We start from the raw sequence: 24,990 nt of genomic DNA, 5'->3' as shown, positions 1-24,990 counted from the left end.
ACCGGGACAGCGTGTCCCGGCCTGATTTTATGATCAAATTCACCCAAGGCAGCCTTGCCGCCCCCCCCCCCCGGAACCGGGCGCAGAGGATCAGTCCTCCTCGACCACGCTTTCCTCGGCCGACATGCGGAAATCGAGCCCGTTTGCCGCGCGGATTTTTTCCTCAATCGCCTGGGCGGTGGCGGGATTATTGCGCAGGAAAGTTTTGGCATTCTCACGCCCCTGGCCGATGCGCTCATCGCCATAGGAATACCAGGCGCCCGATTTCTCGACCACGCCGGCCTTGACGCCGATATCGACCAGCTCACCGGTTTTCGAGATGCCTTCGCCATACATGATATCGAATTCCACCTGTTTGAACGGCGGCGCCACCTTGTTTTTCACCACTTTGACGCGGGTGCTGTTGCCCACCACCTCATCGCGGTCCTTGATCGCGCCGATGCGGCGGATGTCGAGACGCACCGAGGCGTAGAATTTCAGCGCATTACCGCCGGTGGTGGTCTCAGGCGAGCCGAACATCACCCCGATCTTCATCCGGATCTGGTTGATGAAGATCACCATGCAGTTTGAGCGGCCGATCGAGGCGGTCAGCTTGCGCATCGCCTGGCTCATCAGCCGGGCCTGGGCGCCAACGGTGGCATCGCCCATATCGCCCTCAAGCTCGGCCTTGGGGGTCAGCGCGGCAACTGAATCGACAACGATCATCGAGACCGCGCCCGAGCGCACCAGGGTATCGACAATCTCCAGCGCCTGTTCGCCGGTATCGGGCTGCGAGATCAGCAGCTCATCAAGGTTAACGCCGAGCTTTTTCGCATATTGCGGATCCAGCGCATGTTCGGCATCAACAAAGGCGCAGACCCCGCCTTTTTTCTGTTCTTCGGCGACGGCATGCAGGGTCAGCGTGGTTTTACCCGAGCTTTCAGGGCCGTAAATCTCGACGATCCGGCCCTTGGGCAGGCCGCCGATGCCAAGGGCAATATCGAGACCGAGCGAGCCGGTCGAAGTGGCCTCGATCTCCATCGCCGGGCTGTCGGCGCCCAGTTTCATGATCGAACCCTTACCGAACTGGCGTTCGATCTGCTGCAGCGCGCTTTCAAGCGCCTTCTGCTTATCCATGTCGCGCTTGCTCCCGAAGTCCAGCAGACTGGCTGTCGCCATAATTCGTCCCCTTATCCCACAGCCGCCCGCAAGCAGCAATCCCGGCACTGTTCGCCTGTTGTTCTCAAAATATATGAGACCAAAAAGAGAACAAATCAAGCTTAAATCGCAGGAACAGAATTCGCAGCAAATGATTAAAAGCTGGTTTAATCTGCAGGCATTATCGCATCTGAGCCGCCGCGCGACCTGCGCCAGCGCCGGTTCGGGGGCAGAAATCTATTCAGGAACAAAGCCATGCTGGTCTTCTGGGAGCAAAAACTGGTCTTTCTGGCAACGCCCAAAACCGGCTCGACAGCGATTGCCACCGCCCTCGAATCGCAGGCCTCGGTCTCGATCCAGCGCCCGCCGGTGCTGAAACATACCACCGTGCACCGCTTCCGGCGCTATTTCGGCCCCTATCTGGAAGCGGCGGCAAAGGCAGACTGGACGGTGGTGGCGCTGATCCGCGAGCCATGCGACTGGCTCGGCTCATGGTATCGTTTTCGCAGCCGTGAGGATCAGACCGATGCGGCGAAATCCACCCGCGGCCTCAGCTTCGATACATTCGTTCAGGCCTGGTGCGGTGATCCGCGTCCGGCCTTTGCCGATGTCGGCAGCCAGGAGCGGTTTTTGCGGCCGCGCCAGGGCCAGGGCGTGACCCGGCTGTTTCGCTATGAGGAGATGGATCTCTTTACCAGATTTCTGCAAGACCGGCTGGGGCAGAGCATCACCCTGCCCCGGGTCAATGTCTCGCCGCCCGGCGCGCTGCAGCTTGCGCCCGCCACCGAGGCCCGGCTGCGCGAAGTGGCCGCGGCGGATTTTCAGCTTTATCACCGGCTGATCCATCCTGACTGCTCCTGAGAATTATGCCAGCTGCCCCTGAACGGTCGCGGTCAGATCGGTCAGCGAGAAAGGCTTGGGAAGAAAGACAGAATTCGGGATCTGAGCCTGATCGGCAGCGAGATGATCCTCGGCATAGCCCGAGACGAAAACCACCCGCACCCCGGGCCGGTCCTCCATGGCGCGCCGTACCCAGCCCGGGCCATCAAGCCCCGGCATCACCACATCAGTCACGATAATATCGACCGCCAGAGCCGGATCCTCCAGCAGATCCAGCGCCTCTTCGGCATTCTGCGCCTCGATCACGGTAAAGCCGCTCAGCCGCAGGGCCCGGCTGGCAAAGGCCCGTACCGGTGCCTCATCCTCGACCAGCAGCACCAGCCCGGCACCGCTGCGCACCAGCGCCGGTGCCGCAGGTTCAGGCGGGGCCGGATCTGTTTCGGCGGCGGTCTCACAGGCCGGGAACAGCAGTTCAAACACCGTGCCGCGCCCTGGACCGGGCGTGGTGTCGGAGCTGACAAAAATATAGCCGCCCGATTGTTTGACGATGCCATAAGCCGTTGAAAGACCAAGCCCGGTCCCCTCGCCGGTGCGTTTGGTGGTAAAGAAAGGATCAAAGATCTTGCCGATCCTTTCGGGCGGGATGCCACAGCCGGCATCGGCGACGCGGATCACCGACCAGCGCCCGGCCGGCACGCTGGCGCCATCACGCTGCAGGGGCTGGCTCAGCTGCAGGGTCGCGGTGCTGATGCGGATCTGGCCGCGCCCGCCCATGGCATCGCGCGCATTGACCACCAGGTTCATCAGCACCTGCTCCAGCCGGCGGCGGTCGACCCGGATCGGCATCAGCCCGGCCTCACAGCTCTGGCTGAGGGTGATTTTCTCGCCCACCAGCCGGTTCAGCAGATGCACCATCTCGCTCAGCACCTCGCTGATCTCAAGATGTTCGGGCCGCAGCGTCTGTTTGCGCGAAAACGCCAGCAGCTGGCTGACCAGCGCCGCGGCACGATTGGCATTCTGCCGGATCTGCTCCAGATCGGCGAATTCCGCATCCTCGCGGCCGCGCCGCAGCATCAGCAGATCACAATGGCCCGAGATCGCTGTCAGCAGATTATTGAAATCATGGGCGATTCCGCCTGCAAGCTGGCCAATCGCCTGCATCTTCTGGCTCTGGTCAAACTGCGCCTCCAGCCGTTTGATCGCCGTCACATCCGAGAGCACGGCAAGCGCCCCGGGCCGGCCCTCCTCGATGATGCGCGACAGCTGCAGCTGGACGAAACTATCCTCTTCCCCCTCGGGCGCGCGCAGCCGCATCATCTCGGCCCCGGCCGGCAGCCGCGCCTCGATCACATCGGCGAGCCAGTCCTCGACCGGGCGGCCCAGATCCTCAAACAGATCATGAAAGCGCAGCCCCTCGATCCGGCGAGGGCCGAGCATGGAGAGCGCCAGCCGGTTGGCCGAGCGCAGCGCGCCATTGCTGGCAAATTTCATCAGCGCCAGCGGCACATTCTCAAGATCCACCGCCGGGCTGTCGGCCTCGCGCCGCTCGGGCGCGGGCAGCAGATAGATTTCGCGCCGCTCGGGATGGGGCGTCAGCTCGGCCGCGATCACCCGCAGATCACTGCCGCGGCTGCGCAGCAATACCTCTTCGCCACTGCTGAAACGGCGCTGCACGAACAGCCGGTCGAGGCGGCGCGGACGCTCGCCCAGCAGCCGGTGCAGGGCCTCATTCGAGCTCTGGATCACCCCGGCGGCATTGGCCACCAGCATCGGCAGGCTGATCCCCTCACCGCCGCGCCGCGCCGGGTGATGTTCGGTGAAATCCTCAATCCGCCACAGAAACTGATCGCGGCCAAGACGGTGCACCGCCAGGCGCAGCAGGCCGCGCTGGCTGACCACATCCTCGGCCACGCCGCCGCGCGCCGCCGCGCGCGCCTGCAGGCGGTACATCACCGCCCCGGGCGAGGCGATCTGTTCATGCAAGGCATCATTCAGCCCCTGGCCCGGCAGATCGCCAAAGCGGATGCGGGCGGCGCGGTTCTGAAAGCTGATCTGGCCAAGGCTGTCGGTGGCAAACCAGGCCGCGCTGTCCTCGCCCAGAAAGCGGCCAAGCTGCTGACGCAGCAGCGCCTGGGCGCGGGCAGCACGCCAGGCCAGCAGCCAGATCACCGCATTCACCATCAGCAGCGACAGCCCCGCAACCGAGAGGCTGAAACGCAGCCCGCTGTCGCCCGGCAGCACCGCCAGGCCGAGACAAAGCGCCGCCAGGCCCTGCAGCCAGCCGATCCGATCCGACAGATGGCGCGCCGCCAGCGCCAGCCCGGAAAAATCCACCCAAGGCCCCTGCACCGCTCCCCTTTCCTCCTCGCGGATGGATTTCGCACCATCCGAAAGCTGCAGTCAGGGCTAAACCTGTTAAGATCGGCTTAACGCCGGGATCCAGGGCGGGCAGATCTGCATAAAAACCGCGCTTCGCGGCCCCTCAGGCCTCGCGCTGCAGCAAGGCGAGATAGAAGCCATCGCCGCCCTGCAGCGGGCTGAAGCGCAGGCTTTTTTCCAGCGTCCAGCCCGGATGGGCGGCGCGGAAGGCCGCGATCTGCGCCTCATTCTCGGCGCTCAGGAAAGAGCAGGTCGCATAGGCCAGCCAGCCGCCCGGGCGCAGCATTTTCGCCGCCCGCTCCAGGATTCCGGCCTGGATCTGCTGCAGCTCCTCAAGCCGGGCGGGCGTCAGCGCCCATTTCCCGGCCGGATCGCGCCGCCAGCTGCCCGAGCCCGAACAGGGCACATCGGTCAGCACCAGATCAAAGGGCGCAAGCGCCTCCGGCGTCGCGGTCAGCCGGACCTCAATCCCGGCCCGGGTGGCGCGGGTCTTCAGATCCTCCATCCGGCGCGGGCTGAAATCATGGGCGAAAAGATCAAGATCAGCGAGGCCCGCCATGGCAAGCGTCTTGCCGCCGCCGCCCGCGCAATGATCGAGCACCCGCATGCCATCGGCGAGTGGCAAAGCCGCGACCACCGCCTGAGAGGAGAGATCCTGCAACTCGACCACGCCAGAGAGATAGGCCTCGGCATTCTGGATTTTACGCGCGCCCTCAGAGACTTCCAGCGCGGTCTTCACCATAGGATGAGGTTTTGCCACAATGCCTTCGGCGGCGAGCATATTCACCGCCAGCTCGCGGCTTGCCCGGGCCAGATTGACCCGCAGAAACACCGGGGCGCGCTGGCGCAGTGCCGCGATCACGGCGTCGAAATCCGCCGCCAGATCCTGACGCAAAGGCGCTTCGAGCCAGTCCGGCAGATCCAGAGCCGCCGCGCCTTCTGCGACGCGCGCCGCCTCATCCGCCCTGACCGGTGCCGGGCCATGCGGCGCCCCGGCAAACCAGGCCTCCACGGCCTCACCCCGGGCCCGGATCAGGCCCAGCACCAGCGCGCGGCCGTTTTCCTCATCCGCCGCCGCCCCGCCCAGAGCCGCCAGGCTGCGCCGGGCCCGCAAAGCCTCATAGACCAGATCGCGCACCGCGGCGCGGTCCTTCGAGCCGGCATAGCGCGAGGCCCGCCCCCAGGCGGTCAGCGCCTTCTCGGCAGGTTCGCCGCCGAGGATCTGATCAAGGATCTGAATGGCGGCGGCAGCGCGGCCCGGATTTTGCATCTCTGTACCCCCAGAGCCCCGGCCAGGCCGGGCGTCACAATGAAAAAGGCGGCCCGCAATCCGGACCGCCCCGTTTTAACCGGTCAGACCGGATCAGCCAGCGCGGTAATTCGACGCTTCGCGGGTGATCTGCACGTCATGAACATACGGGCAAACGCCGATTTTCTGAACAAATCTTAGCATTTGTATCTACCTGTATCTACCCGATAACCCCTGAAGCGTTGAGGCGGCTCACGGCGCGATGACCAGTTTCACGCTATTCGTGGCTGATCTCTGTAACCGACTTGAACTGTAGCAACAATCTGAATGGTAAGATTCGTAAACTAAATGCCTTCCTAACCTTCACGCCTTAGCTTGATCGCCGCCATGGAAGCATTTCGAGACCCCAACTGGCGGCAGCGGCAAGCCCCTGTCGGTAAATGTCGAGGCGAAGCATAGTTCAGGTCAGCATCGCCAACGAGCAACATGTTTGTCTTGTCTGTTGTCAGGTCTGCACAAGCGTTAGAGTTCCTGGCAGTGACTGTCGAAAATGGCCTCTCGCAGAGTATTGTGAATACTGCGTGCTATTCTCGACTGAATAGCCCCGAGTTTCTTATACGCCTTCGCGTCTCATCTTCTGCTGCCGTTCTAACCCGGCGGGCGACAGCATCCCGTTCCTCGCATGCTCGCGCTTCGGGTTGCAGAACATCTCGATGTAAACGAACACCTCCTGCCTTGCGTCTTCACGGGTCCGGCAGGTCCTGCGTCTGATCCGCTCGCGCTTGAGCAGGTTGAAGAAGCTTTCGGCGACTGCGTTGTCGTGGCTGTTGCCGCGGCGGCTCGCGCCGCTTTCGAGCCGCGTCCCATCTTCGACGCCCTGCTGCAGGATCTGAAGCAATCCAGCAAGCTCTTCATGGATGAGACACGTGTCCCCGTCTTGATCCCGGGGCGCGCAAGACCAGGACAGGATACTTCTGGGCGCTGGCCCATGACGAGCGCCCCTGGGGCGGAACTGCACCGCCCGCCGTGGCCTTCAGCTATGCCCCCGGACAGGGCGGGCAGCATGCCGAACGCATATTGCAGGGCTTTACGGGCATCCTGCAGGTGGATGGCTATGCCGGATATAACCGGCTGCTGGCGCCTGACCGAAGAATCCGACTGGCTTATTGCTGGGCTCACGCGAGGCGAAAGCTGATCGAGATCATCCGCATGGGGCCGGCTCCAATCGCAGAGGAAGGCCTGCGCCTGATCCGCACCCTATATGCCATCGAGGCAGAGACACCTGATGGGAGTTTTCTGAAGCTGGCGATTTTACGCAGCTGCGGGATTTGTGCGTAACAGGAAGGACAAAAACCGCTGAAAAAGCAACCCATGCCAAGAAATCATCACCAATATGGTGTGAAATTTCCCTTATTTTCCTAGGTTTCGGCTAAATCTGGGAAATTCGTGGTACGGGTGGTCGGACTCGAACCGACAAGCCTTGCGGCGGGGGTTTTTGAAACCCCTGCGTCTACCATTCCGCCACACCCGCACGCAGACGATCCTCCATGGCAGGACGGCGAAACCGTCGGAAGACCGTGATATCACCGGAAGCGATCCGGCTGCACTGCCTCTACCGCGACAGACCGCGCCTCGTCAACGGGGGCAGTGCAGCTTTGCTCTGCCCCGGTGAAATCTCTTACAGCGTCGCCTGACGGAACGTATCGCAATCCGCGATCCGGCCCGATTGCAGCCCGGTGGCAAACCAGCGCTGACGCTGCTCCGCGCTGCCATGGGTGAAACTATGTGGCATCGGGCGCCGCCCGGCAGCACGCTGCAAAGTGTCATCGCCGATCTGGCGCGCCGCCTGCAGCGCCTCGTCAAAATCGCCGGGCTCGACCACGCCGAGGCTGGCCTGGGCCTCGCGCGCCCAGATCCCCGAAAGGCAGTCAGCCTGCAGCTCGATCCTGACCGAAATCTCATTCGACTCACGCTCGCTGACCTTAGCGCGGATCTCATTGGCCTCAGACAGAATGCCCAGCGCGTCCTGGATATGATGGCCCACCTCATGCGCCACCACATAGGCGGCGGCGAAATCGCCTTTCGCGCCCAGCTGGTGCTCCATGGTCGCAAAGAAACTGGTGTCGAGATAGACCTTGTTATCGGCGGGGCAGTAGAACGGCCCTGTGGCGGCGCTGGCTCCGCCGCAGGGCGATTGCGTGCCGGTGCTGAACAGCACCAGCACCGGCGGCGTATAGCGCCGGTTCAGCTGATCGGCAAAAAGCCGGGTCCAGATTTCCTCGGTATCGGCCAGAACCACGCTGACAAATTCGCCCGCCTGCTGTTCCTCGGCGCTGAGCGGCGCCGCGCTCTGGCCTGAGCCGGAACCGGAGGAGCCGCCGCTGAGGCTGCCGCCCGCGCCCTCAAGCAGGTGGCGCGGATCGACGCCGAGCAGCATGGCGATGACAAAGACCACCACCACCCCCAGCCCGCCTGCCCCGGCGACGCCGCCCGAGCGCAGCCCGCCGCCCCCGCCCTGGCCGCGCCGGTCCTCAATATTGCGGCTGCTGCGCCGACCTTTCCACTGCATCACCCTGCTCCCTGCCAGACCAGAAGGCGGGCCGGCGCACCGCCACACCCCTGTTACCCGCCCAAGCCTAGCCTGCCGGTCGCAGCGGCGAAAGCCTGTTGCCGGGCCTGAGCCAGCCGCCGCTGCTGCTTCGCGGGGCGGCTCTCACACGCGAAGCCGTGACTTCTCCTTTTGCGCAGCAGCGTTTAGACAGGTCCGGACATATGCCTGTATAAAGCCTGGCCGCGAAAGGTTCCCCCTGTGATGAAATCGCCCGCCATCCTCCTCGCCGGTCTCGGCTCGGCCGCGCTTCTGGCCGGGGCCTTTGCGTTTCAGTATCTCGGCGGACTTTATCCCTGCCAGCTTTGCCTGATGCAGCGCTGGCCGCATGCGGCGGCGGTGCTGATCCTCGGGCTCTGGGCGCTGAGCGGCTGGCGCATCCTGCCCTGGCTTGGCGCGCTGGCCGCGCTTGCCACGGCCGGGATCGGCCTCTTCCATGCCGGGGTCGAACAGGGCTGGTGGGATTATGTTTCGGCCTGCACCAGCGGCTCGGTCGCCGGGGTCTCAATGGCCGATCTGATGGATCCCTCCAAAGCCGGAGCGCCGCTGCCGCGCTGCGATGAAATCCCCTGGAGCCTGGCCGGCCTGTCGATGGCGGCCTGGAATGCGGTCCTGTCCTTCGGCCTCGCGCTGTTGTGGCTGGCGGGGGCCGCGCGCCAGCGCGGCTGAAATCCCCCGGAGGATCTGAGGCCGGCCTGAGGCCGGGCCGGGGCTAGGGGCTTCAGCCCCGCTCGCTCACCGGGGCGCAGTCAAACAGCCGCGCATGTTCCTGGATGGCGAAACGGTCGGTCATCCCGGCAACATAATCGCCGATGATCCGTGCCAGCTCCACCTCACCCCCGGCCGCCGCCACATCGGCCTGCCATTCCTCGGGCAAAAGCCCGGGCTGTTCCATGAACAAAGGGAAGAGCTGATCCATCACCCCGGTCACCTTCTCGCGCATCACCATCACCGATGGCGCGCGGTACATGCGCTGAAACAGGAAGCCGCGCACCGATTTCAGCTCCTGATAGAGCGGCTTTGAGAAACGGATGATGGTGGTGCCCATATGGCGGATCTCATCGACCGATTTCGGCTGCGCCGCCTCGAGCCGGTTTTTCGCCACATGGATCACATCCTCAACCATGCGGCCAAACACCCGGCGCAAAGCCTCATGGCGGCGGCGCATCCGGTCGAGCCCGGGATAAAGCCGGTCCACCGCCTCAAAGGCCGGGCCGGTCACCGGCAGCGCCATCAGATCCTCTTCGGTGAAAAGCCCCGAGCGCAGCCCATCATGCAGATCATGATGCGAATAGGCGACATCATCGGCAATCGCCGCCACCTGGGCCTCGGCCGAGGCATGGGTGGAAAGCTCCAGATCCCAGGCCTGGTTCACCTCATCAAGCGCATAGGGCAGATGCGCCGGATCATGGGCATGTCTGGCATCGGCATTCGGCCCGGTGACCGGGCCATTATGTTTGGCAATGCCTTCCAGGGTTTCCCAGGTCAGGTTCAGCCCGTCGAACCCCGCATAATGCCGCTCGAGCCGGGTCACGATGCGCAAAGCCTGAGCATTATGGTCAAAGCCGCCATAGGGCGCCATCAGCCGCGCCAGCGCATCCTCGCCGGTATGGCCAAAGGGGGTATGGCCCAGATCATGGGCCAAAGCGATGGCCTCGGCCAGATCGGTGTTCAGCCCCAGCACGCCGGCAATGGTGCGCGCCACCTGCGCCACCTCAATCGAATGGGTCAGCCGGGTGCGGTAATAATCGCCCTCATGTTCGACAAAGACCTGGGTCTTATGTTTCAGCCGCCGGAAGGCCGAGGCATGGATGATCCGGTCGCGGTCGCGCTGAAACGGCGAGCGGAAAGTGCTCATCCCCTCGTCAAACAACCTCCCGCGGGAGGCATCGGGCTGACAGGCATAGGGTGCAAGCATGAGGTCTCGGCTTTCGGTCTCGATGGGCGACTTGTTCAGGCGGCTCGCCCCCCCTATATTGGCAAAAAGCGCTGAAAGATACCGGAACAGCCATGGAACTGACGCTTCCCCCCGATGCCACCCCCTTTGCCGATGCCCTGCCCCGGGTGACCGACCGCGCCTTCGCGCGGCTGGCCGAGATTGCCGAGATCACCGGCGAGGCGAAACCCCTGCGCATCGGCGTCTCGGGCGGCGGCTGCTCGGGCTTTCAGTATGAGATCGTGCTGGGCGAGGCCGCCCCGGATGATCTGGTGTTTGAGCAGGATGGCCAGAAGGTCCTGGTCGATCCGGTCTCGCTGCCCTTCCTGCAGAATGCGGTGATCGATTTCACCGATGAGCTGATCGGCGCGCGCTTCGTAATCGAAAATCCGAATGCCGCCAGTTCCTGCGGCTGCGGCACCTCTTTCTCGGTCTAAGACCGTTCCGCCCGCTCATGCGGGCGAAAGCCTCCGGCGGGGATATTTTCAGACAGATGAAAGCCGGCGGAATTTCATCTGTCTGAAAATATCCCCGGGGGTCCGGGGGGCGGCGCCCCCCGCACTTGTATCCGCGCCCCGCCCGGCTCAGAATAGCCCCCTGCCTGCGGAGTGCTGCCCCATGAAAATCGCCACATTCAATATCAACGGTATCAAAGCCCGGATCGAGGCTTTGCCGCGCTGGCTGAATGAGGCGCAGCCCGATGTGGTCTGCCTGCAGGAAATCAAATCGATTGATGAGAATTTCCCGCGCGAGTTGTTTGAGGAGATGGGTTACCGGGTCGAGACCCATGGCCAGAAAAGCTTCAACGGCGTGGCGATCTTATCAAAATACCCGCTCTCTGATGTGACGCGCGGCCTGCCCGGCGATGAGACCGACGAACAGGCACGCTGGATTGAGGCCCTGGTTGAGGGGCCGCAGCTGGTGCGGGTCTGCGGGCTCTATCTGCCGAATGGCAATCCGGCGCCGGGGCCGAAATATGAGTATAAACTGGCCTGGATGGCCCGGCTTGAAGAACGGATGAAGGCGCTGCTGGCGCTGGAAGAGCCGGTGATTTTCCTTGGCGATTACAATGTCATCCCTCAGGCGATCGATGCCGCCCGGCCCGAGGCCTGGACCGAGGATGCGCTTTTTCTGCCCCAGACCCGCGCCGCCTTCCGCCGGATGCTCAATCTCGGCCTGACCGAGGCGGTGCGGACCCGCAACCCGGCGCAGGGCCTTTATACCTTCTGGGATTATCAGGCCAATTCCTGGGAGCGCGGCAATGGCATCCGCATCGACCACCTGCTGATGAGCCCCCAGGCGGCGGATCTGATTGAGGAAACCGGCATCGACAAAGATGTGCGCGCCGGTGACAAGCCTTCGGATCATGTGCCGGTCTGGGTGCGTCTGGCCGCGTAAGCTCTGCGGGGCGGAGGGCCTCAGCCCTTCGTCACATCATAATCATAAAGCCAGTCAAAGCGCGACAAAGCGAGGCCGGGCGCCAGCCGCCCGCCCATGCGCAGCACCAGATGCGCCATTTTTTGCGTCACCCCGGAGAGGTGGTAATTGCGGGCATTACGGCTGGCGGCATCGACGATCTTCGCGCAGCGCTTCTGGCGCCGCGCCGCCCAGACCTGCAGATCGGCGCCCTGATCCAGCGCCTCGGCCAGGCTCCAGACATCCTCCAGCGCCATATTCGCGCCCTGGGCAAGGAAGGGCAAAGTCGGATGGGCGGCATCGCCGAGGATCACCGCCTGGCCGGCTGCGAGGCTTTGCACCCAGCAGGAGGCGACCGGATGGCGAAACAGCCCCCAGAGCCCCACCTCTTCCGCCCCGGCCAGCCAACCCCTGACCCGCGGGCTGAACCCGCTGAACGCCGCCTGCAGATGCGCCGGATCATCGCGCAGCGACCAGCCCTCCTCGATCCAGGCCCGGCGCTCCTCGACCGCCACGATATTGCGCCAGGCCCCGCCGCGAAGCGGATATGACACCAGATGCCGGCCCGGCCCCATATGCACCTCGGCCAGTTTCGGCTCGGAGGGATCACAGGGCACGAGGCAGCGCCAGGCCACCTGGCCGGTGAATTGCACCGCGCGGGGCGCATTCAGCGCGGCGCGGCATGGCGAATGCAGCCCGTCGGCCCCGATCAGCAACCCGGTGCTCTCGCGCGCGCCGGTGCAGGTCTCGGTCACCGGCATCACGCCGGAAAGATCGACCCTCCGCACCTTCTGCAACAGCCGCAGCTCGGCCCCGGCGGCGCGGGCGCCATCGGCCAGCAGGCGGATCAGATCGGCGCGATGCAGGAAATGCCAGCCCTGATCGGGGCGCAGCCGGCCGACCTCAAGCCTTGTGACCAGCCCGCCCTCGCCGCCCTCGCGCAGCTCAACCGCCTCGGCACGCAGCGAAATTTCATCAAGCCCTGCCCCGAGACCAAGCGCGCGCAGCACCACCGCGCCATTCGGGCTGATCTGCAGCCCGGCGCCAACCTCGGAAATCGCCTCGGCCTGTTCCAGCACCGTGACCTTGGCGCCGCGCAAAGCCAGGGCCCGCGCCAGTGCCAGCCCGGCAATGCCCGCGCCCAGAATGGTGATCTTGCGCCCGCTGAGCCGCATCCGCCTCTTCCTTACCCTTGCAGCCCGTCCTGGCTGCAGAAACAAAAACGCCGGGCCAAAGCCCGGCATTCTGTTGCTGTGTAACCGCCGGGGGGCCCTAAGGCGAGGCCCCGGCGTTACCGCGATCAGTCGTCGCGATGAACCTTTTCCCGGCGCTCATGCTTTTCCTGCGCTTCGAGCGTCATGGTGGCAATCGGGCGGGCGTCGAGGCGTTTGAGGCTGATCGGCTCGCCGGTCATTTCGCAATAGCCATATTCGCCATTATCAATTCGCCGCAGTGCAGAATCGATCTTGGCAATCAGTTTGCGCTGACGATCGCGGGTGCGCAGCTCGAGGGCGCGGTCGGTCTCTTCGCTGGCACGGTCCGCGAGATCGGGGACATTGCGCGCGCTTTCATTGAGGTTTCCGAGGGTTTCAGCAGACTGCTCGAGCAATTCCTGCTTCCAGATCACCAGCTTGCGGCGGAAATATTCCAGCTGACGATCGTTCATAAATGGTTCGTCTTCGGCAGGACGATAATCGTCGGGCAGGAAGACTTCGGCCTTCATCGCGGGACTCTCCATTTTGTCGGGCTGCGCCGACAGGGTGGCATCTGTCATAGCGCATGCTCCTGTTGGCGCGGCATTTAGCCCATGCAGCATGGTTTGTCACTAGCGGTTGCGACAAAAACTTGGGCTGTTTAGTCTCGGGCCATAATTCCCCGAGGATATCCTAGCCCGATGAAGTTCCAGTCTACAGAGCGCTACATTGCCGCACCCGATCTGCAGGTGGCGGTGAATGCCGCCGTTACCCTTGGCCGTCCGCTGCTGATCAAGGGCGAGCCCGGCACCGGCAAGACCGAGCTGGCGCATCAGGTCGCCGCCAGTTTCGGCACAGAGCTGATCGAATGGCATGTGAAATCGACCACCCGCGCCCAGCAGGGGCTTTATGAATATGATGCGGTCAGCCGGCTGCGCGACAGCCAGCTCGGCGATGCGCGGGTGCATGAGGTCAGGAACTATATCCGCAAAGGCAAGCTCTGGCAGGCGTTTGAGGCCGATCACCGCGCGGTGCTGCTGATTGATGAAGTCGATAAAGCCGATATCGAATTCCCGAATGATCTGCTGCAGGAACTCGATAAAATGGAGTTCCATGTCTATGAGACCGGCGAGACCATCCGGGCAAAACAGCGCCCGGTGGTGATCATCACCTCGAATAATGAGAAAGACCTGCCCGACGCCTTCCTGCGCCGCTGCTTCTTCCATTACATCCGCTTTCCCGATGAACAGACCTTGCGTGCCATCATCGGGGTGCATTTCCCCGAGATCCGCGAACAGCTGCTGAGCGCGGCGCTGACCGAATTTTTTGAGATCCGCGACACGCCGGGGCTGAAGAAAAAGCCCTCGACCTCGGAAGTGCTGGACTGGCTGAAGCTGATCCTGGCCGAGGATCTGTCGCCCGAGGATCTGCAGCGCAGCCCCGGCCATCTGCTGCCAAAGCTGCATGGGGCTCTGCTGAAAAATGAACAGGATGTTCAGTTGTTTGAGCGCCTGGCCTTCCTGTCGCGCGGCCAGCGCTGAGACAGCGTGTCGCAGAAATTTTCTGCGATCTGACGCAATTGCCGGGCGCGGCGCCCTGGCCCTCTCCGCCAGAGGGTGCTATTGCCACTGCAGGCTAGGCGGATCGGCCTGCGGCGCGGAGAGATCCCCGCGGTATGATCGGCTGCTCCGGCCTGTTTCGCCCCCCTGCCAGGGGGCAGAACCGGCCAGAGACCAGAAGCGCCGGCGGCCGGATTATTCCGGTCCGGCCGGATGCGGCATGAGAGCGCGGGGCACCTTTGGGTCTGCTCGCCCCCTCGCCCTCGCCGCAGCGCGCGCTGTGCCCCGACCCCTGTCGGAAAGCGACCGGATCCTGATGCGGGGGCATCGGGATCCGGCGGCTCCGGCCCCGAGCCTGGCCTCACAATTCCGCGCGCGCCGCCCTGCGACCGGGCTGCCGGTAGACAGCACCACTGTCGCAGGCTATGGCTGCTGACGGAAAGCCGGGAGCGGGATGCAAAGGCGCTGATTGCGCCACAGACCCCGGGCCGCTTTTGCGACAGCCAGCCCCGGGACAGGCCCCCAGGCGCTCAGGCTGCAACATGAAGGACGTGGCGCAGATGTTTGCAATCATTGGATTTATCCTCGGGGCGCTGCTGGGTGCCTGGCGCGCGAAATCACTTGGCGGCACCCGCGCCGATCTGGCGCAATATGCTGCCAGCTGCGGCTTGCTCGGCCTGCTGCTGGGGATTGGCCTCAGCCTCATTCTCTACCGCTTCCTCGCCTGAGACGAGGGGGCGGCTGATGTTTCTGCCCTTTTTCCAGGCTTTGCGCCGCGAGGGTGTTCCGGTCAGCCCGCGCGAATTCCTCGCCTTTCTTGAGGCGCTTGCGGCCGGCCTTGCCACCAATGACACCGAAGCCTTTTACCATCTGGGCCGGATCTCGCTGGTCAAGGATGAGCGCTGGCTCGACCGCTATGACCGCGCTTTCGCTGCCAGCTTCGCGGGGCTGGAAAACATCCCCGATCAGGCCGTGATCCAAGCGCTGGATCTGCCCGGCGACTGGCTGGAAAAACTGGCCGAAAAATTCCTCAGCGAAGAGGAAAAGGCGCAGATTGAGGCGCTTGGCGGCTTTGACAAACTGATGGAGACCCTGCGTCAGCGGCTCGAAGAGCAGCAGGGCCGCCATCAGGGCGGCAATAAATGGATTGGCACCGCCGGCACCTCGCCCTTTGGCGCTTACGGCTATAATCCCGAGGGCATCCGCATCGGCCAGAACGAAAGCCGCCATCAGCGCGCGGTGAAAGTCTGGGACAAACGCGAGTTTAAAAACCTCGACGATAAAGCCGGGGTCACCTCGCGCAATATTAAGCTCGCTTTGCGGGTTTTGCGCAAATGGGCGCGTGAAGGCGCGGTGGAAGAGCTGGATCTGGGCGGCACGATCCGCGCCACGGCGCATCAGGGCTGGCTGGATGTGAAGACCAGACCCGAGCGAAGAAACGCCGCTAAGGTCTTATTGTTCCTTGATATTGGCGGATCTATGGATCCGCATGTGAAGCTGCTCGAAGAGCTGTTCGCCGCCGCGCGCAGCGAGTTTCGCCATCTTGAGACCTTTTACTTCCACAATTGCCTCTATGAGGGGGTCTGGAAGGATAACCGCCGCCGCTGGTCGGAGCAGATCCCGACCTGGGATATTCTGCGCAGCCATAATGCGGGCTGGCGGGCGATCTTTGTCGGCGATGCCGCGATGTCGCCCTATGAGATCAGCCATGCCGGCGGCGCGAATGAGCACTGGAATCCGGAGCCGGGTGAGACCTGGCTGCGCCGCGCCGCCGAGGCCTGGCCGCATCACCTCTGGATCAATCCCCTGCCCGAAGACAGCTGGCACTATAGCCGCTCGACGCAGATGATCCGGCAGATCCTGCCCGGGGCCATGGTGCCAATGACGCTCGACGGGCTGGCGCGTGGTATGAAAAGCCTGCGCTGAGATCAGCGCGACAGAAACCGGCGGCAAAAACCGGCGCAAAGCACTGGCCCTGACCGCGCCCTGCCCTATATTCCCCCTATGATCCGTCTCCTGCTCATCCCGCTGCTGATTGCCGCTGCCACCGCCTGGGTGATGGCGCGCGTATCGCTTTACCGCTCGCGCCAGGCGCTGAATGCGCAATCCGCGCCTTTGCGCCATCCGCCGATCCTGCTCCAGGCCGAAAGGCTGGCCCGCGCCCTCGATATGCCCGAGGTGAAGGTGATGGAGCTGAGGCGCGATGAGGTGAATGGCCTTGCGGATGGCGACGGGCGGATCTTCCTGACCTCGGGCTTTTTACGCAAATTCGGCGCCGGCGAGGTTTCGGCCGAAGAGATCGCCAGCGTGATCGCGCATGAGCTCGGCCATGTGGCGCATGGCCATGCCCGGCGGCGCAGCCGCGATGTCATGGGCCAGCAGACCGCGCTGATGATGGTGAATATGGTGGTGGCCCGGGCCCTGCCCTTCATCGGCCCCTGGATCGCTGCCCGGCTCGCCACGGCGCTGATGCTGAAACTGTCGCGCCGCGATGAGTTTGAGGCCGATGCCTGGGCCTCGGCTCTGCTGATCAAGGCCGGGATCGGCACCGGGCCGCAAAAGAGCCTGTTTCGCAAACTGGGCGCGCTGACCGGCCAGAATGAGGCCGCCCTGCCGCCCGCCTGGCTGCTCAGCCACCCGCGAAGCGAGGACCGGATCGCAGCGATTGAGGCCAATGAAAAGCGCTGGCTGCCCGAGGTGTAAAGCCAGAGCGGAATGCCGGAGCGCAAACCGGGAGCCAGAACCGGGGGCCCGGACCGGCGGCGGAAAAAACCGCCGCCCTTCAGGCGACGGCTTTGGCCAGGCGGTAAAGTCTGGCGCGTTTCAGCAGCGCCTTCAGCTCCTGCTCACGCCCCGAAATCGCTTCGGTCCTGGAGCGTACCGCCTCGAGCACCGCGCCCATCTTTTCGGGGTGCTTTGAATAAAGCTCCCAGAGGAAACCATCCGGATCGCGCCGCTCGATCCCTTCCGCCGCCAGCATATGGCGCGGGAAATCCGAGGCATTGAAGGTAACAATCGCATCAGCATGACCGGCGATTGCCACCGCCAGCACATGCAGATCATCGGCATCGGGCAACACGAGGCGGCTTTCAATCGCGCTCTGGGCGTAGATATGGCCGCGCGGGAAGGCGGCGCGGAACAAAGCCGCCTCGCCTTCGGCGACCAGATCCATGCCCGGCCCCAGCTTTTTCGCCGATGAGGTCCATTCGCCTAAAATGCGCTCAGACCAGAGCGGCTCAAACAGGCCGGCGGCCCCCGCGCCCTGTAAAATCTCCCGCAATACGGTCGGGAACAGGACGCAGGCGTCGAGCAGGACTTTCATCAGCCGTCGAGCCGGAAGGCCAGAGCCTTCAGATAGCCCGATTCCGCCAGCTGCGGCATCACCGGGTGATCCGAGCCGGCAAAGCCGGTATAGATCACCTGGCTGCGCCGGCCGCCACGGCCGATGCCGCGCGCCGAAGCATTGCGGAAGCTCGACAGATCAGCCGCATGCGAGCAGGAGCAGAGCACCAGATAGCCGCCCGGCGCGACCAGCGGCGCCGCCAGACGGGCCACCCGCTCATAGGCGCGCAGACCCGCCTCCAGCGCCGGTTTGGCCGGGGCAAAGGCGGGCGGGTCACAGATCACCACATCAAACTGCGCGCCTTCGCGGCCCAGCTCTTCAAGCACGGCGAAAGCATCGCCCTGGCGGGTGGTGAAGCGATCAGCATAGCCCGAAGCCTCGGCGCCTTTCGCGGCCAGAGCCAGCGCCGGGGCCGAAGCATCCACCGCCAGCGCGCTTTGCGCGCCACCGGCCAGGGCGGCCAGCGCAAAACCACCGACATGGGTGAAGACATCGAGCACTTTCGCCCCCTTCGCCAGGCGGGCGGTGAAGGCATGGTTCTCGCGCTGATCAAAGAACAGGCCGGTTTTCTGACCATGGGTCAGATCGGCCATATAGGTCGCGCCATTCATCAGCACCGGCACCGGCTCGGCAGGGGTGGTGCCCAGAACAGTCACAACCTCTTCCGGCAGGCCTTCAAGGCCACGCGCCCGGCCCGAGCCGTTTTTGATCACCGTGGTCACGCCGGTCACTTCGGCCAGCGCCGCCACCAGCGGCTCAATATGCGCCTCGGCCCAGGCCGCATTGGGCTGAACCACGGCAGTATCGCCAAAGCGGTCGATCACCACGCCCGGCAGGCCATCGGCCTCGGCATGGACCAGACGGTAATGCGGCGTCGCGTAAAGACGCTCACGCATCGCCAGGGCGCGGGCAATGCGGGTGGCGAACCAGGCCTGAGTGATCTCGGCCGCAGGATCGCGGTCGAGCATCCGCGCCACGATTTTCGAGGCCGGATTGACGGTGACAAGGCCAAGCACCCGGCGCTCGACATCCTCGAGCACCGCCAGCGAGCCCGGCTTCAGCCCGGCCGAGCGGCGGTCAAGCACCAGCTCATCGGCATAGACCCAGGGGTAGCCGTGGCGGATGGCACGGGCCTCGGCCTTGGGGCGAAGGCGGACAACAGGGCGTCCCGCTGCGGCGGCGGGGGTGGAATTCTCGGGGCTCTCGGGCATATCTTGCGGGCTCATGCGCCCTGATAGCGCTGCCTGCGTCGCCGCGAAAGCGGATCTGACAGCGATCGGCAGAAATATCGCCGGTTTCAGCAGCCTTTTTCGCTGCAACGCCCATTTACCGCCCGCTGATCTCGCTTCCGGCGGCCCCGAGGGATATACTGGCCCTGCCCCGGCTGCAGATCCCGCCGCATCCAGCCCGGTTTCAGGCTTGCATCAGGACCGGTGCAAAGCTATGTTAGCGCTAACGAACCTAATCTTACCGAACGCCTCACAGCCCCAGTTTCCCGCCGCACCGCCACCCCGGCAGCCGCCAGACCCAGAGCTCAGGACCGCGACGTATCATGGACCGACCCGCCCCCCTTCACCCGACCATCGCCCGCGTGACCGAACGGATCCGCGCCCGCTCGCGCGCTGCGCGTGAGCCCTATCTGGCGCGTCTGGCCGAGGCCGCGGCAAAAGGCCCGGTGCGGGCGCATCTGAGCTGTTCGAACCAGGCCCATGCCTATGCCGCCATGGCCGCAGATAAACCGGCCCTCGCCGCAGGGCGCGCTCCGAATATCGGCATTATCACCGCCTATAATGACATGCTCTCGGCGCATCAGCCCTATGAGAGCTATCCGGCGCAGATCCGCGAGGCGGCGCGGCGCCTCGGTGCCACCGCCCAGGTGGCGGGCGGGGTTCCGGCCATGTGTGACGGTGTCACCCAGGGCCAGGCCGGGATGGAATTGTCGCTGTTCTCGCGCGATGTGATCGCGCTGGCCGCCGGAATCGGCCTCAGCCATAATTGCTATGACTCGGTGATGTGGCTCGGGGTCTGCGATAAGATCGTGCCCGGGCTGATCATGGCCGCAGCGAGCTTTGGCCATCTGCCCTCAGTCTTCGTGCCCGCCGGGCCGATGGTCAGCGGCATCCCTAATGATGAAAAGGCCCGGGTCCGCAATGCCTATGCCGAGGGCAAGGCCACGCGCGAAGAGCTGATGGCGGCCGAGATGGGCAGCTATCATGGCCCCGGCACCTGCACCTTCTATGGCACAGCCAATACCAATCAGATGCTGATGGAGGTGATGGGCCTGCATCTGCCAGGCGCCACCTTCATCAACCCGGGCACGCCGATGCGCGAGGCGCTGACCGGGGCCGCAGTGGCGAAAGCCGCCTCGATCACTGCACTGGGCAATGATTACCGCCCGGCGGGTGAGATCCTTGATGAGCGCGCCTATGTGAATGGCATGGTCGGGCTGATGGCCACCGGCGGCTCGACCAATCTGATCCTGCATCTGCCCGCCATGGCGCGGGCCTCGGGCGTGCTGCTCGATCTGGAGGATTTCGACGAGATTTCCGCCGTGGTGCCGCTGATGGCGCGGGTCTATCCCAATGGCCTCGCTGATGTGAACCATTTCCATGCCGCGGGCGGGCTGCAATATCTGATCCGCGATCTTATCGGCGCGGGGCTGTTGCATGAGGATGTGAAGACCATAGCCGGTGACGGGCTGGCGCATTATACGCGTGAGCCGGTGCTGAGCGATGGTGTGCTCAGCTGGCGCGACGGGCCTGCGCATTCTCTGAACCAGAAGATCCTGCGCCCTGCCGCCGATCCTTTTGCCGCGAGCGGTGGTCTGCGCCAGCTGAAGGGCAATCTCGGCCGCGCCGTGATCAAAATCTCGGCCGTCGCGCCTGAGCGCCATGTGGTGGAGGCCCCGGCCCGGATCTTCCAGGATCAGGAGGCGGTAAAAGCCGCCTTCCGCGCCGGGGAATTCACCTCGGATGTGGTGGTGGTGATGCGCTTCCAGGGGCCGCAGGCCAATGGCATGCCTGAACTGCATTCGCTGACCCCGGTGCTCTCGGTGCTGCAGGATCGCGGCCTGAAAGTGGCGCTGGTGACCGATGGCCGGATGTCGGGCGCCTCGGGCAAGGTTCCGGCGGCAATCCATGCCTCGCCCGAGGCCATGGGCGGCGGGCCGCTGGCGCGGCTGGAGGATGGCGATGTGATCCGGCTGGATGCCAGGGAAGGCAGGCTCGACTGTCTGACCCCGGGCTTTGCTGAGCGCGCGCCGCTGATCCCCGATCTTTCGGCCAATCGCCATGGCATTGGCCGCGAGCTGTTTGAGACCTTCCGCCGCAATGTCGGCACTGCCGAGACCGGGGCCTGCGTGCCGCTGTAACGCTTTCCTGCCTTTCAAAATCAGGGGCGCGCGCCCGCGCCCGCATACGGAGCCTGAGCCATGACCCCCGCTGAACAGTCAAAATCCGCCGAAGCGATCTGCCGCCTCGCCCCGGTTGTGCCGGTGCTGGTGGTTGAGGATGCCGCCCGCGCGGCCGGCCTCGCCCGGGCGCTGGTCGCGGGCGGTCTGCCGGCGCTCGAGGTCACGCTTCGCACCAGCGCCGCGCTGGATGTGATCCGCGCCATGGCTGAGGTTGAGGGCGGCGTGGTTGGCGCAGGCACCCTTCTGACCGCGGCCGATGTGAAGGCGGCGAAAGCGGCAGGGGCGAAATTCGGCGTCTCGCCGGGCGCCACGCCGGCGCTGATCGCGGCCTGCGAGGACGAGGGGCTGCCGCTTCTGCCCGGTGCTGCCACCGCTTCCGAGGTGATGGCGCTGCTCGAGCGTGGCTATACGGTGCAGAAATTCTTCCCGGCCGAGCAGGCGGGCGGCGCGCCCTTCCTCAAAGCGCTTGGCTCGCCTTTGCCCCAGGTGCGTTTCTGCCCGACCGGCGGCATCAGCCTGAAAAACGCGGGCGATTATCTGGCCTCGAATAACATTCTCTGCGTCGGCGGCTCCTGGGTGGCCCCGAAAGAGGCAGTGGCGGCGGGCGACTGGGACAGCATCACCCGTCTGGCCCGCGAAGCCGCCAGCCTGGCCCGCGCCTGAGCAGAGCCCGGCCTGACAATTACCCGGTCTGATCCGCCCTTGGTCTGACAGGCCCTTAGCCTGATCAGGCCCTTAGCCGGATCAGGCCGCTGCGGATCAGACAATACGCCCCAGCCTGCCGCCGCGCCGTTTCGCATTCCCGGCAGGCGTCAACGCCAGTTCCAGAACGCCGTTCATCGGGTGACCGGGGGCGGCTTTTGCATAGGTATCGATCAGAAGCGATACCGCCTCGGGCACGGAACGCTCCTGCGGGATGCTCAGCGCCCAGTCCATGAAGATCGAGCGGCATTCGCCGAGCGTGATCCCTTCGATACGATAGCTTTCGCGCACCAGCCCTTTTGGATCGGCCTCATTCAGCTGCACTGCCGCTTTCTCCTCTCGCCGCGTCAGCGCTAAACTGCCGCGCCATCAGCGTTGCGACAAGCGCCGTCACCGACTGAAGACGCGCCAGAAGCGTCGCCGCATCGCTTTCGCCGGTCTGGCGCAGCAAAAAGGCCTGCCCGCCCTCGCCAAGCGCTTCAGGTTCAAGGGGTTTATCGCTCAGAAGCCGCGCCGCGCAATGCAGCGACCACAGGAAGCGGAAGCTGGTCGCGAGCAGCTCCTGCTCCTCTGGCGCCAGCAGGTTTTTTGCCCCCGCGAGCTGGCGTTCGACCGGGCGGGCCGGATTGCCGCTGATCAGCGCCAGCATCCCGGCCATCAGCTCAATATCCATCAGCCGCCCCGGGCCGTTTTTGGTCTCCCAGGGGCTGTTCGCGGATTTCGCCTCTTGCAGACGGGCGCGCATTTTGCCGACATCGCCGCGCACCTCTGCCCCCTGGCCCTTCTCCAGGATCACCGCGCGGCGGATCGCCTCGACCTCGCCCGCCAGCCCCGGATCGCCCGCCAGCACCCTGGCCCGGGTCAGCGCCAGATGCTCCCAGGTCCAGGCCTCATTCTGCTGATAATCGCGCCAGGAGGTGACCGAGGTCGCCACCGGCCCCTGCCGCCCCGAAGGCCGCAGCCGCACATCAACCTCATAGAGCCGCCCCTCGGCGGTGCGGGCCGAAAGCGCCGTCACCATGGCCTGGGTCAGCCTGGCGTAATATTGCCGGGTCGGCAGCGGGCGGCGCCCCTCAGAGCTTTCCACCCCGCTGGCATCATAAATCAGGATCAGATCGAGATCGGATCCGGCATTCAGCCGCCCGGCCCCGAGGCTGCCCATGCCCAGCAGCACCGCGCCGCGCCCCGGCGCGGCCCCGTGTTTACCGGCAAATTCCGCCAGCACCACCGGCCAGAGCCCGGTCAGCACCGCCTCGGCCAGATCGGCATATTGCTTGCCGGCCTCGAAACTGTCGATCAGCCCGCGCAGATGATGCACGCCGATGCGGAAATGCCATTCCTTCATCCAGCGCCGGGCCTCATCAAGACGGCGCTCATAATCGCTTTGGCCATTCAGCCGCCGGGTCAGATCGGCGCTCAGCCCCCTTGTTCCGGGCCAGGGCTCAAAGAACGAGCCGCCGAGCACCGCATCTAGCACCGCAGCATTGCGCGACAGATAGCGCGCCAGTTCCGGTGCCGTGCCGGCAATATCGACGATCAGCTCGATCAGCGTCGGATTGGCCTCAAACAGCGAGAACAGCTGCACCCCGGCCGGCAGCCCGGCAAGGAAACCATCCAGCGCCACCAGCGCCTCATCGGGATGGGCGGCACGCATCAGCTGGCCGGTCAGCTGCCCGCGCAGGCGGCGGAAAATCTGCCGGGCGCGTTCCGAGCGCAGACAGGGATAGGCCTCCCAGCCGGCGATGATCGCTCTGGCATGATCGGGCAGCTCGGGCAAAGCCTCGCTCTCCGCCTCGCCGGGGGCAAAAAAGCCCTCGGTCAGCTCATCCGTGCGGATCAGTCGCGCCAGCAGCCCCTCGCGGAAAGCGGCTTCATCCTGATCCATGAAAGCCGCGATCCGCGCCACCCCCTCTGCCGTCGGCGGCAGGGTCTGGGTCTGGGCATCGCCCACCATCTGCAGCCGGTGCTCGAGCTCGCGATGCGCGCGGTAAAGGCTGATCAGCTCATCCTTCACCGCCTCCGGCACCCAGCCTTTGGCCGCCAGCGCGGTGAGGCCACCGACCGTGGTATTATCGCGCAGATCGGGATCACGCCCGCCCGCGATCAGCTGGCGGGTCTGGGTGAAGAACTCGATCTCGCGAATGCCGCCGAGACCCAGTTTGATATTATGGTTCTCGACCACCAGCGGCCCGTTCAGCCCGCGATGTTCGCGGATCCGAAGCCGCATATCATGCGCATCCTGGATCGCGGCGTAATCGAGATGACGACGCCAGACGAAAGGCCGCAGCGATTTCAGAAACCGCGCCCCCGCCTCCAGATCGCCGCCACAGGGCCGGGCCTTGATATAGGCGGCGCGTTCCCAGGTGCGGCCCTCGGCCTCATAATAATTATAGGCCGCGGCCATCGACAGGCAGACCGGGGTGACGCTGGCATCGGGACGCAGCCGCAGATCGGTGCGGAACACATAGCCCTCGCTGGTCACATCTGAGAGGATCCCGGCCATTTTGCGGGTGACGCGGATGAAAGCGGCGCGCGCCTCCTGCCAGTCCTCGCCGTAGCGCTCCTGATCGAACAGGCAGATCAGATCGATATCCGAGGAATAATTCAGCTCGCCCGCGCCCATTTTGCCCATGGCCAGCACGCTCAGCCCGGCCGCGGTTTCGGCATCCTCGGGTTTCGCGCCGGGCAGTTTGCCGCGCCGGATCTCATCGGCGACCAGCCATTTCACCGAGAGATCCACCGCCAGATCGGCAAGGCCAGTCAGCGCGCCGGTCACCTCTTCCAGCGACCAGACCCCGCCCAGATCGCAAAGCGCGGTCAGCAGCGCGGCGCGGCGCTTGGCCTGACGCAAAGCCGCGCCGAGCGTATCAAGCCCCGCCTCACGCGGCTCGGCCAGCAGCGAGGCCAAAGCCGCCTCCGGCGGGGCCGAGAGCGCGGGCGCGAGCCAGCCGGCCTCTTTTTCCGCCAGCCCCTTCAGATAGGGCGAGCATCCCGCGCTCGCGGCGATCAGCGCGCGCAGCTCAGGCGCCAGCCCGGGAAACAACGCGGCGGCATCCGCCCCGGCAGAGGCATCAAAAGCGCGGGGAGAGCGGGTCAGACGGGAGGCGAAATCAGCGTGAGTCATAGCCGCAACATGCTGCGCCACCCCTGCGGGGTCAATCACCCGCGGGGCCGGTTCCGGGGAAATCCCGCGCCCGGCCCGAACTGGGCTGAAAG

At 64.8% G+C, this 24,990-nt stretch carries 21 protein-coding genes, 1 tRNA gene and 2 pseudogenes; 11 read left to right on the top strand and 13 right to left on the bottom strand.

Features of this window, described 5'->3' with window-relative positions; all coding sequences use genetic code 11:
- Nucleotides 1-90: 90 nt before the first annotated feature.
- Nucleotides 91-1,158, bottom strand: a complete 1,068-nt coding sequence (recA, locus tag H0485_RS03790) for a recombinase RecA (RefSeq protein WP_226934037.1) — start codon at nt 1,156-1,158, stop codon at nt 91-93.
- A gap of 234 nt (nt 1,159-1,392) precedes the next feature.
- Between recA and H0485_RS03785 the strand changes: the two genes are divergently transcribed.
- Entirely contained in the window at nt 1,393-1,998 is a 606-nt protein-coding gene (locus H0485_RS03785; RefSeq protein WP_226934036.1) for a hypothetical protein, read from the top strand.
- Between the two features lie 3 nt (nt 1,999-2,001).
- Here the strand turns inward: H0485_RS03785 and H0485_RS03780 are convergent, their stop codons facing one another.
- From H0485_RS03780 to H0485_RS03770, 3 genes and pseudogenes are all read right to left on the bottom strand, one after another.
- On the bottom strand, nt 2,002-4,311 hold the full coding sequence (locus tag H0485_RS03780) for an ATP-binding protein (protein ID WP_226934035.1): 2,310 nt from the start codon (nt 4,309-4,311) through the stop codon (nt 2,002-2,004).
- 148 nt (nt 4,312-4,459) lie between these two features.
- Nucleotides 4,460-5,626, bottom strand: coding sequence for an RsmB/NOP family class I SAM-dependent RNA methyltransferase (locus H0485_RS03775; protein WP_226934034.1), 1,167 nt, complete (start codon nt 5,624-5,626; stop codon nt 4,460-4,462).
- A 592-nt stretch (nt 5,627-6,218) separates the two neighbouring features.
- A pseudogene (locus H0485_RS03770) lies at nt 6,219-6,461 on the bottom strand (IS3 family transposase); the annotation flags it as partial.
- Between H0485_RS03770 and H0485_RS03765 the strand changes: the two are divergent.
- Nucleotides 6,447-6,883, top strand: a pseudogene (locus tag H0485_RS03765) (IS66 family transposase); the annotation flags it as partial. The pseudogenes H0485_RS03770 and H0485_RS03765 overlap by 15 nt on opposite strands.
- A 169-nt stretch (nt 6,884-7,052) precedes the next feature.
- On the opposite strand, the gene H0485_RS03760 reads toward H0485_RS03765, so the two are convergent.
- Together H0485_RS03760 and ypfJ are read right to left on the bottom strand one after the other, a co-directional pair.
- Nucleotides 7,053-7,136: transfer RNA gene (locus H0485_RS03760), tRNA-Leu, on the bottom strand.
- Nucleotides 7,137-7,283: 147 nt separating this feature from the next.
- Nucleotides 7,284-8,174, bottom strand: coding sequence for a KPN_02809 family neutral zinc metallopeptidase (gene ypfJ / locus H0485_RS03755; RefSeq protein ID WP_226934033.1), 891 nt, complete (start codon nt 8,172-8,174; stop codon nt 7,284-7,286).
- Nucleotides 8,175-8,417: 243 nt separating this feature from the next.
- Between ypfJ and H0485_RS03750 the strand changes: the two genes are divergently transcribed.
- Nucleotides 8,418-8,882: a disulfide bond formation protein B gene (locus H0485_RS03750; protein WP_226934032.1), complete on the top strand. Its 465-nt coding sequence runs from the start codon at nt 8,418-8,420 to the stop codon at nt 8,880-8,882.
- Nucleotides 8,883-8,934: 52 nt separating this feature from the next.
- On the opposite strand, the gene H0485_RS03745 is transcribed toward H0485_RS03750, so the two are convergent.
- Nucleotides 8,935-10,131 carry a deoxyguanosinetriphosphate triphosphohydrolase gene (locus H0485_RS03745; protein ID WP_226934031.1) on the bottom strand — a complete coding sequence of 399 codons (1,197 nt, stop codon included), beginning with the start codon at nt 10,129-10,131 and terminating at the stop codon, nt 8,935-8,937.
- 92 nt (nt 10,132-10,223) lie between these two features.
- Here H0485_RS03745 and H0485_RS03740 point away from each other — a divergent pair, with 92 nt between their 5' ends.
- Nucleotides 10,224-10,586 (top strand): HesB/IscA family protein, encoded by a 363-nt coding sequence (locus tag H0485_RS03740; RefSeq protein ID WP_226934030.1) that lies wholly within the window; start codon nt 10,224-10,226, stop codon nt 10,584-10,586.
- 181 nt (nt 10,587-10,767) lie between these two features.
- A complete protein-coding gene (xth, locus tag H0485_RS03735) occupies nt 10,768-11,547 on the top strand; it encodes an exodeoxyribonuclease III (RefSeq protein ID WP_226934029.1) in 780 nt (259 codons plus the stop codon).
- A 20-nt stretch (nt 11,548-11,567) separates the two neighbouring features.
- Here the strand turns inward: xth and H0485_RS03730 are convergent, their stop codons facing one another.
- A complete protein-coding gene (locus H0485_RS03730) occupies nt 11,568-12,740 on the bottom strand; it encodes an FAD-dependent oxidoreductase (RefSeq protein WP_226934028.1) in 1,173 nt (390 codons plus the stop codon).
- Nucleotides 12,741-12,865: 125 nt separating this feature from the next.
- Complete coding sequence (dksA, locus tag H0485_RS03725) at nt 12,866-13,288, bottom strand: RNA polymerase-binding protein DksA (protein ID WP_226934291.1); 423 nt, start codon at nt 13,286-13,288, stop codon at nt 12,866-12,868.
- Nucleotides 13,289-13,459: 171 nt separating this feature from the next.
- On the opposite strand from dksA, the gene H0485_RS03720 reads away from it, so the two are divergent.
- From H0485_RS03720 to H0485_RS03705, 4 genes are all read left to right on the top strand, one after another.
- Nucleotides 13,460-14,299 carry an AAA family ATPase gene (locus H0485_RS03720; RefSeq protein WP_226934027.1) on the top strand — a complete coding sequence of 280 codons (840 nt, stop codon included), beginning with the start codon at nt 13,460-13,462 and terminating at the stop codon, nt 14,297-14,299.
- Nucleotides 14,300-14,877: 578 nt separating this feature from the next.
- Nucleotides 14,878-15,045, top strand: coding sequence for a hypothetical protein (locus H0485_RS03715; protein WP_226934026.1), 168 nt, complete (start codon nt 14,878-14,880; stop codon nt 15,043-15,045).
- A 16-nt stretch (nt 15,046-15,061) separates the two neighbouring features.
- Nucleotides 15,062-16,243: a vWA domain-containing protein gene (locus tag H0485_RS03710; RefSeq protein WP_226934025.1), complete on the top strand. Its 1,182-nt coding sequence runs from the start codon at nt 15,062-15,064 to the stop codon at nt 16,241-16,243.
- Nucleotides 16,244-16,321: 78 nt separating this feature from the next.
- Entirely contained in the window at nt 16,322-17,020 is a 699-nt protein-coding gene (locus tag H0485_RS03705; protein ID WP_226934024.1) for a M48 family metalloprotease, read from the top strand.
- 79 nt (nt 17,021-17,099) lie between these two features.
- Here the strand turns inward: H0485_RS03705 and H0485_RS03700 are convergent, their stop codons facing one another.
- On the bottom strand, nt 17,100-17,639 hold the full coding sequence (locus tag H0485_RS03700; protein WP_226934023.1) for an RSP_2648 family PIN domain-containing protein: 540 nt from the start codon (nt 17,637-17,639) through the stop codon (nt 17,100-17,102).
- Nucleotides 17,639-18,871 (bottom strand): RSP_2647 family RNA methyltransferase, encoded by a 1,233-nt coding sequence (locus H0485_RS03695; RefSeq protein WP_226934290.1) that lies wholly within the window; start codon nt 18,869-18,871, stop codon nt 17,639-17,641. The genes H0485_RS03700 and H0485_RS03695 overlap by 1 nt, the downstream gene beginning before the upstream one ends.
- 341 nt (nt 18,872-19,212) lie before the next feature.
- Between H0485_RS03695 and edd the strand changes: the two genes are divergently transcribed.
- Nucleotides 19,213-21,030: a phosphogluconate dehydratase gene (gene edd, locus H0485_RS03690; RefSeq protein ID WP_226934022.1), complete on the top strand. Its 1,818-nt coding sequence runs from the start codon at nt 19,213-19,215 to the stop codon at nt 21,028-21,030.
- Nucleotides 21,031-21,090: 60 nt separating this feature from the next.
- Nucleotides 21,091-21,735 carry a bifunctional 4-hydroxy-2-oxoglutarate aldolase/2-dehydro-3-deoxy-phosphogluconate aldolase gene (gene eda, locus H0485_RS03685; protein WP_226934021.1) on the top strand — a complete coding sequence of 215 codons (645 nt, stop codon included), beginning with the start codon at nt 21,091-21,093 and terminating at the stop codon, nt 21,733-21,735.
- Nucleotides 21,736-21,831: 96 nt separating this feature from the next.
- On the opposite strand, the gene H0485_RS03680 is transcribed toward eda, so the two are convergent.
- Both H0485_RS03680 and H0485_RS03675 read right to left on the bottom strand, forming a co-directional pair.
- Nucleotides 21,832-22,098, bottom strand: coding sequence for a hypothetical protein (locus tag H0485_RS03680; protein WP_226934020.1), 267 nt, complete (start codon nt 22,096-22,098; stop codon nt 21,832-21,834).
- Complete coding sequence (locus H0485_RS03675) at nt 22,085-24,898, bottom strand: [protein-PII] uridylyltransferase family protein (protein WP_226934019.1); 2,814 nt, start codon at nt 24,896-24,898, stop codon at nt 22,085-22,087. Before H0485_RS03675 ends, H0485_RS03680 begins: the two co-directional genes overlap by 14 nt.
- Between the last annotated feature and the right edge of the window lie 92 nt (nt 24,899-24,990).

The sequence above is a fragment of the Pseudogemmobacter faecipullorum genome (genome assembly GCF_020539525.1).
Taxonomy (GTDB): domain Bacteria; phylum Pseudomonadota; class Alphaproteobacteria; order Rhodobacterales; family Rhodobacteraceae; genus Pseudogemmobacter; species Pseudogemmobacter faecipullorum.
Note: the sequence above shows the minus strand (reverse complement) of the source record. Positions and strands in the feature narration are given on the sequence as shown.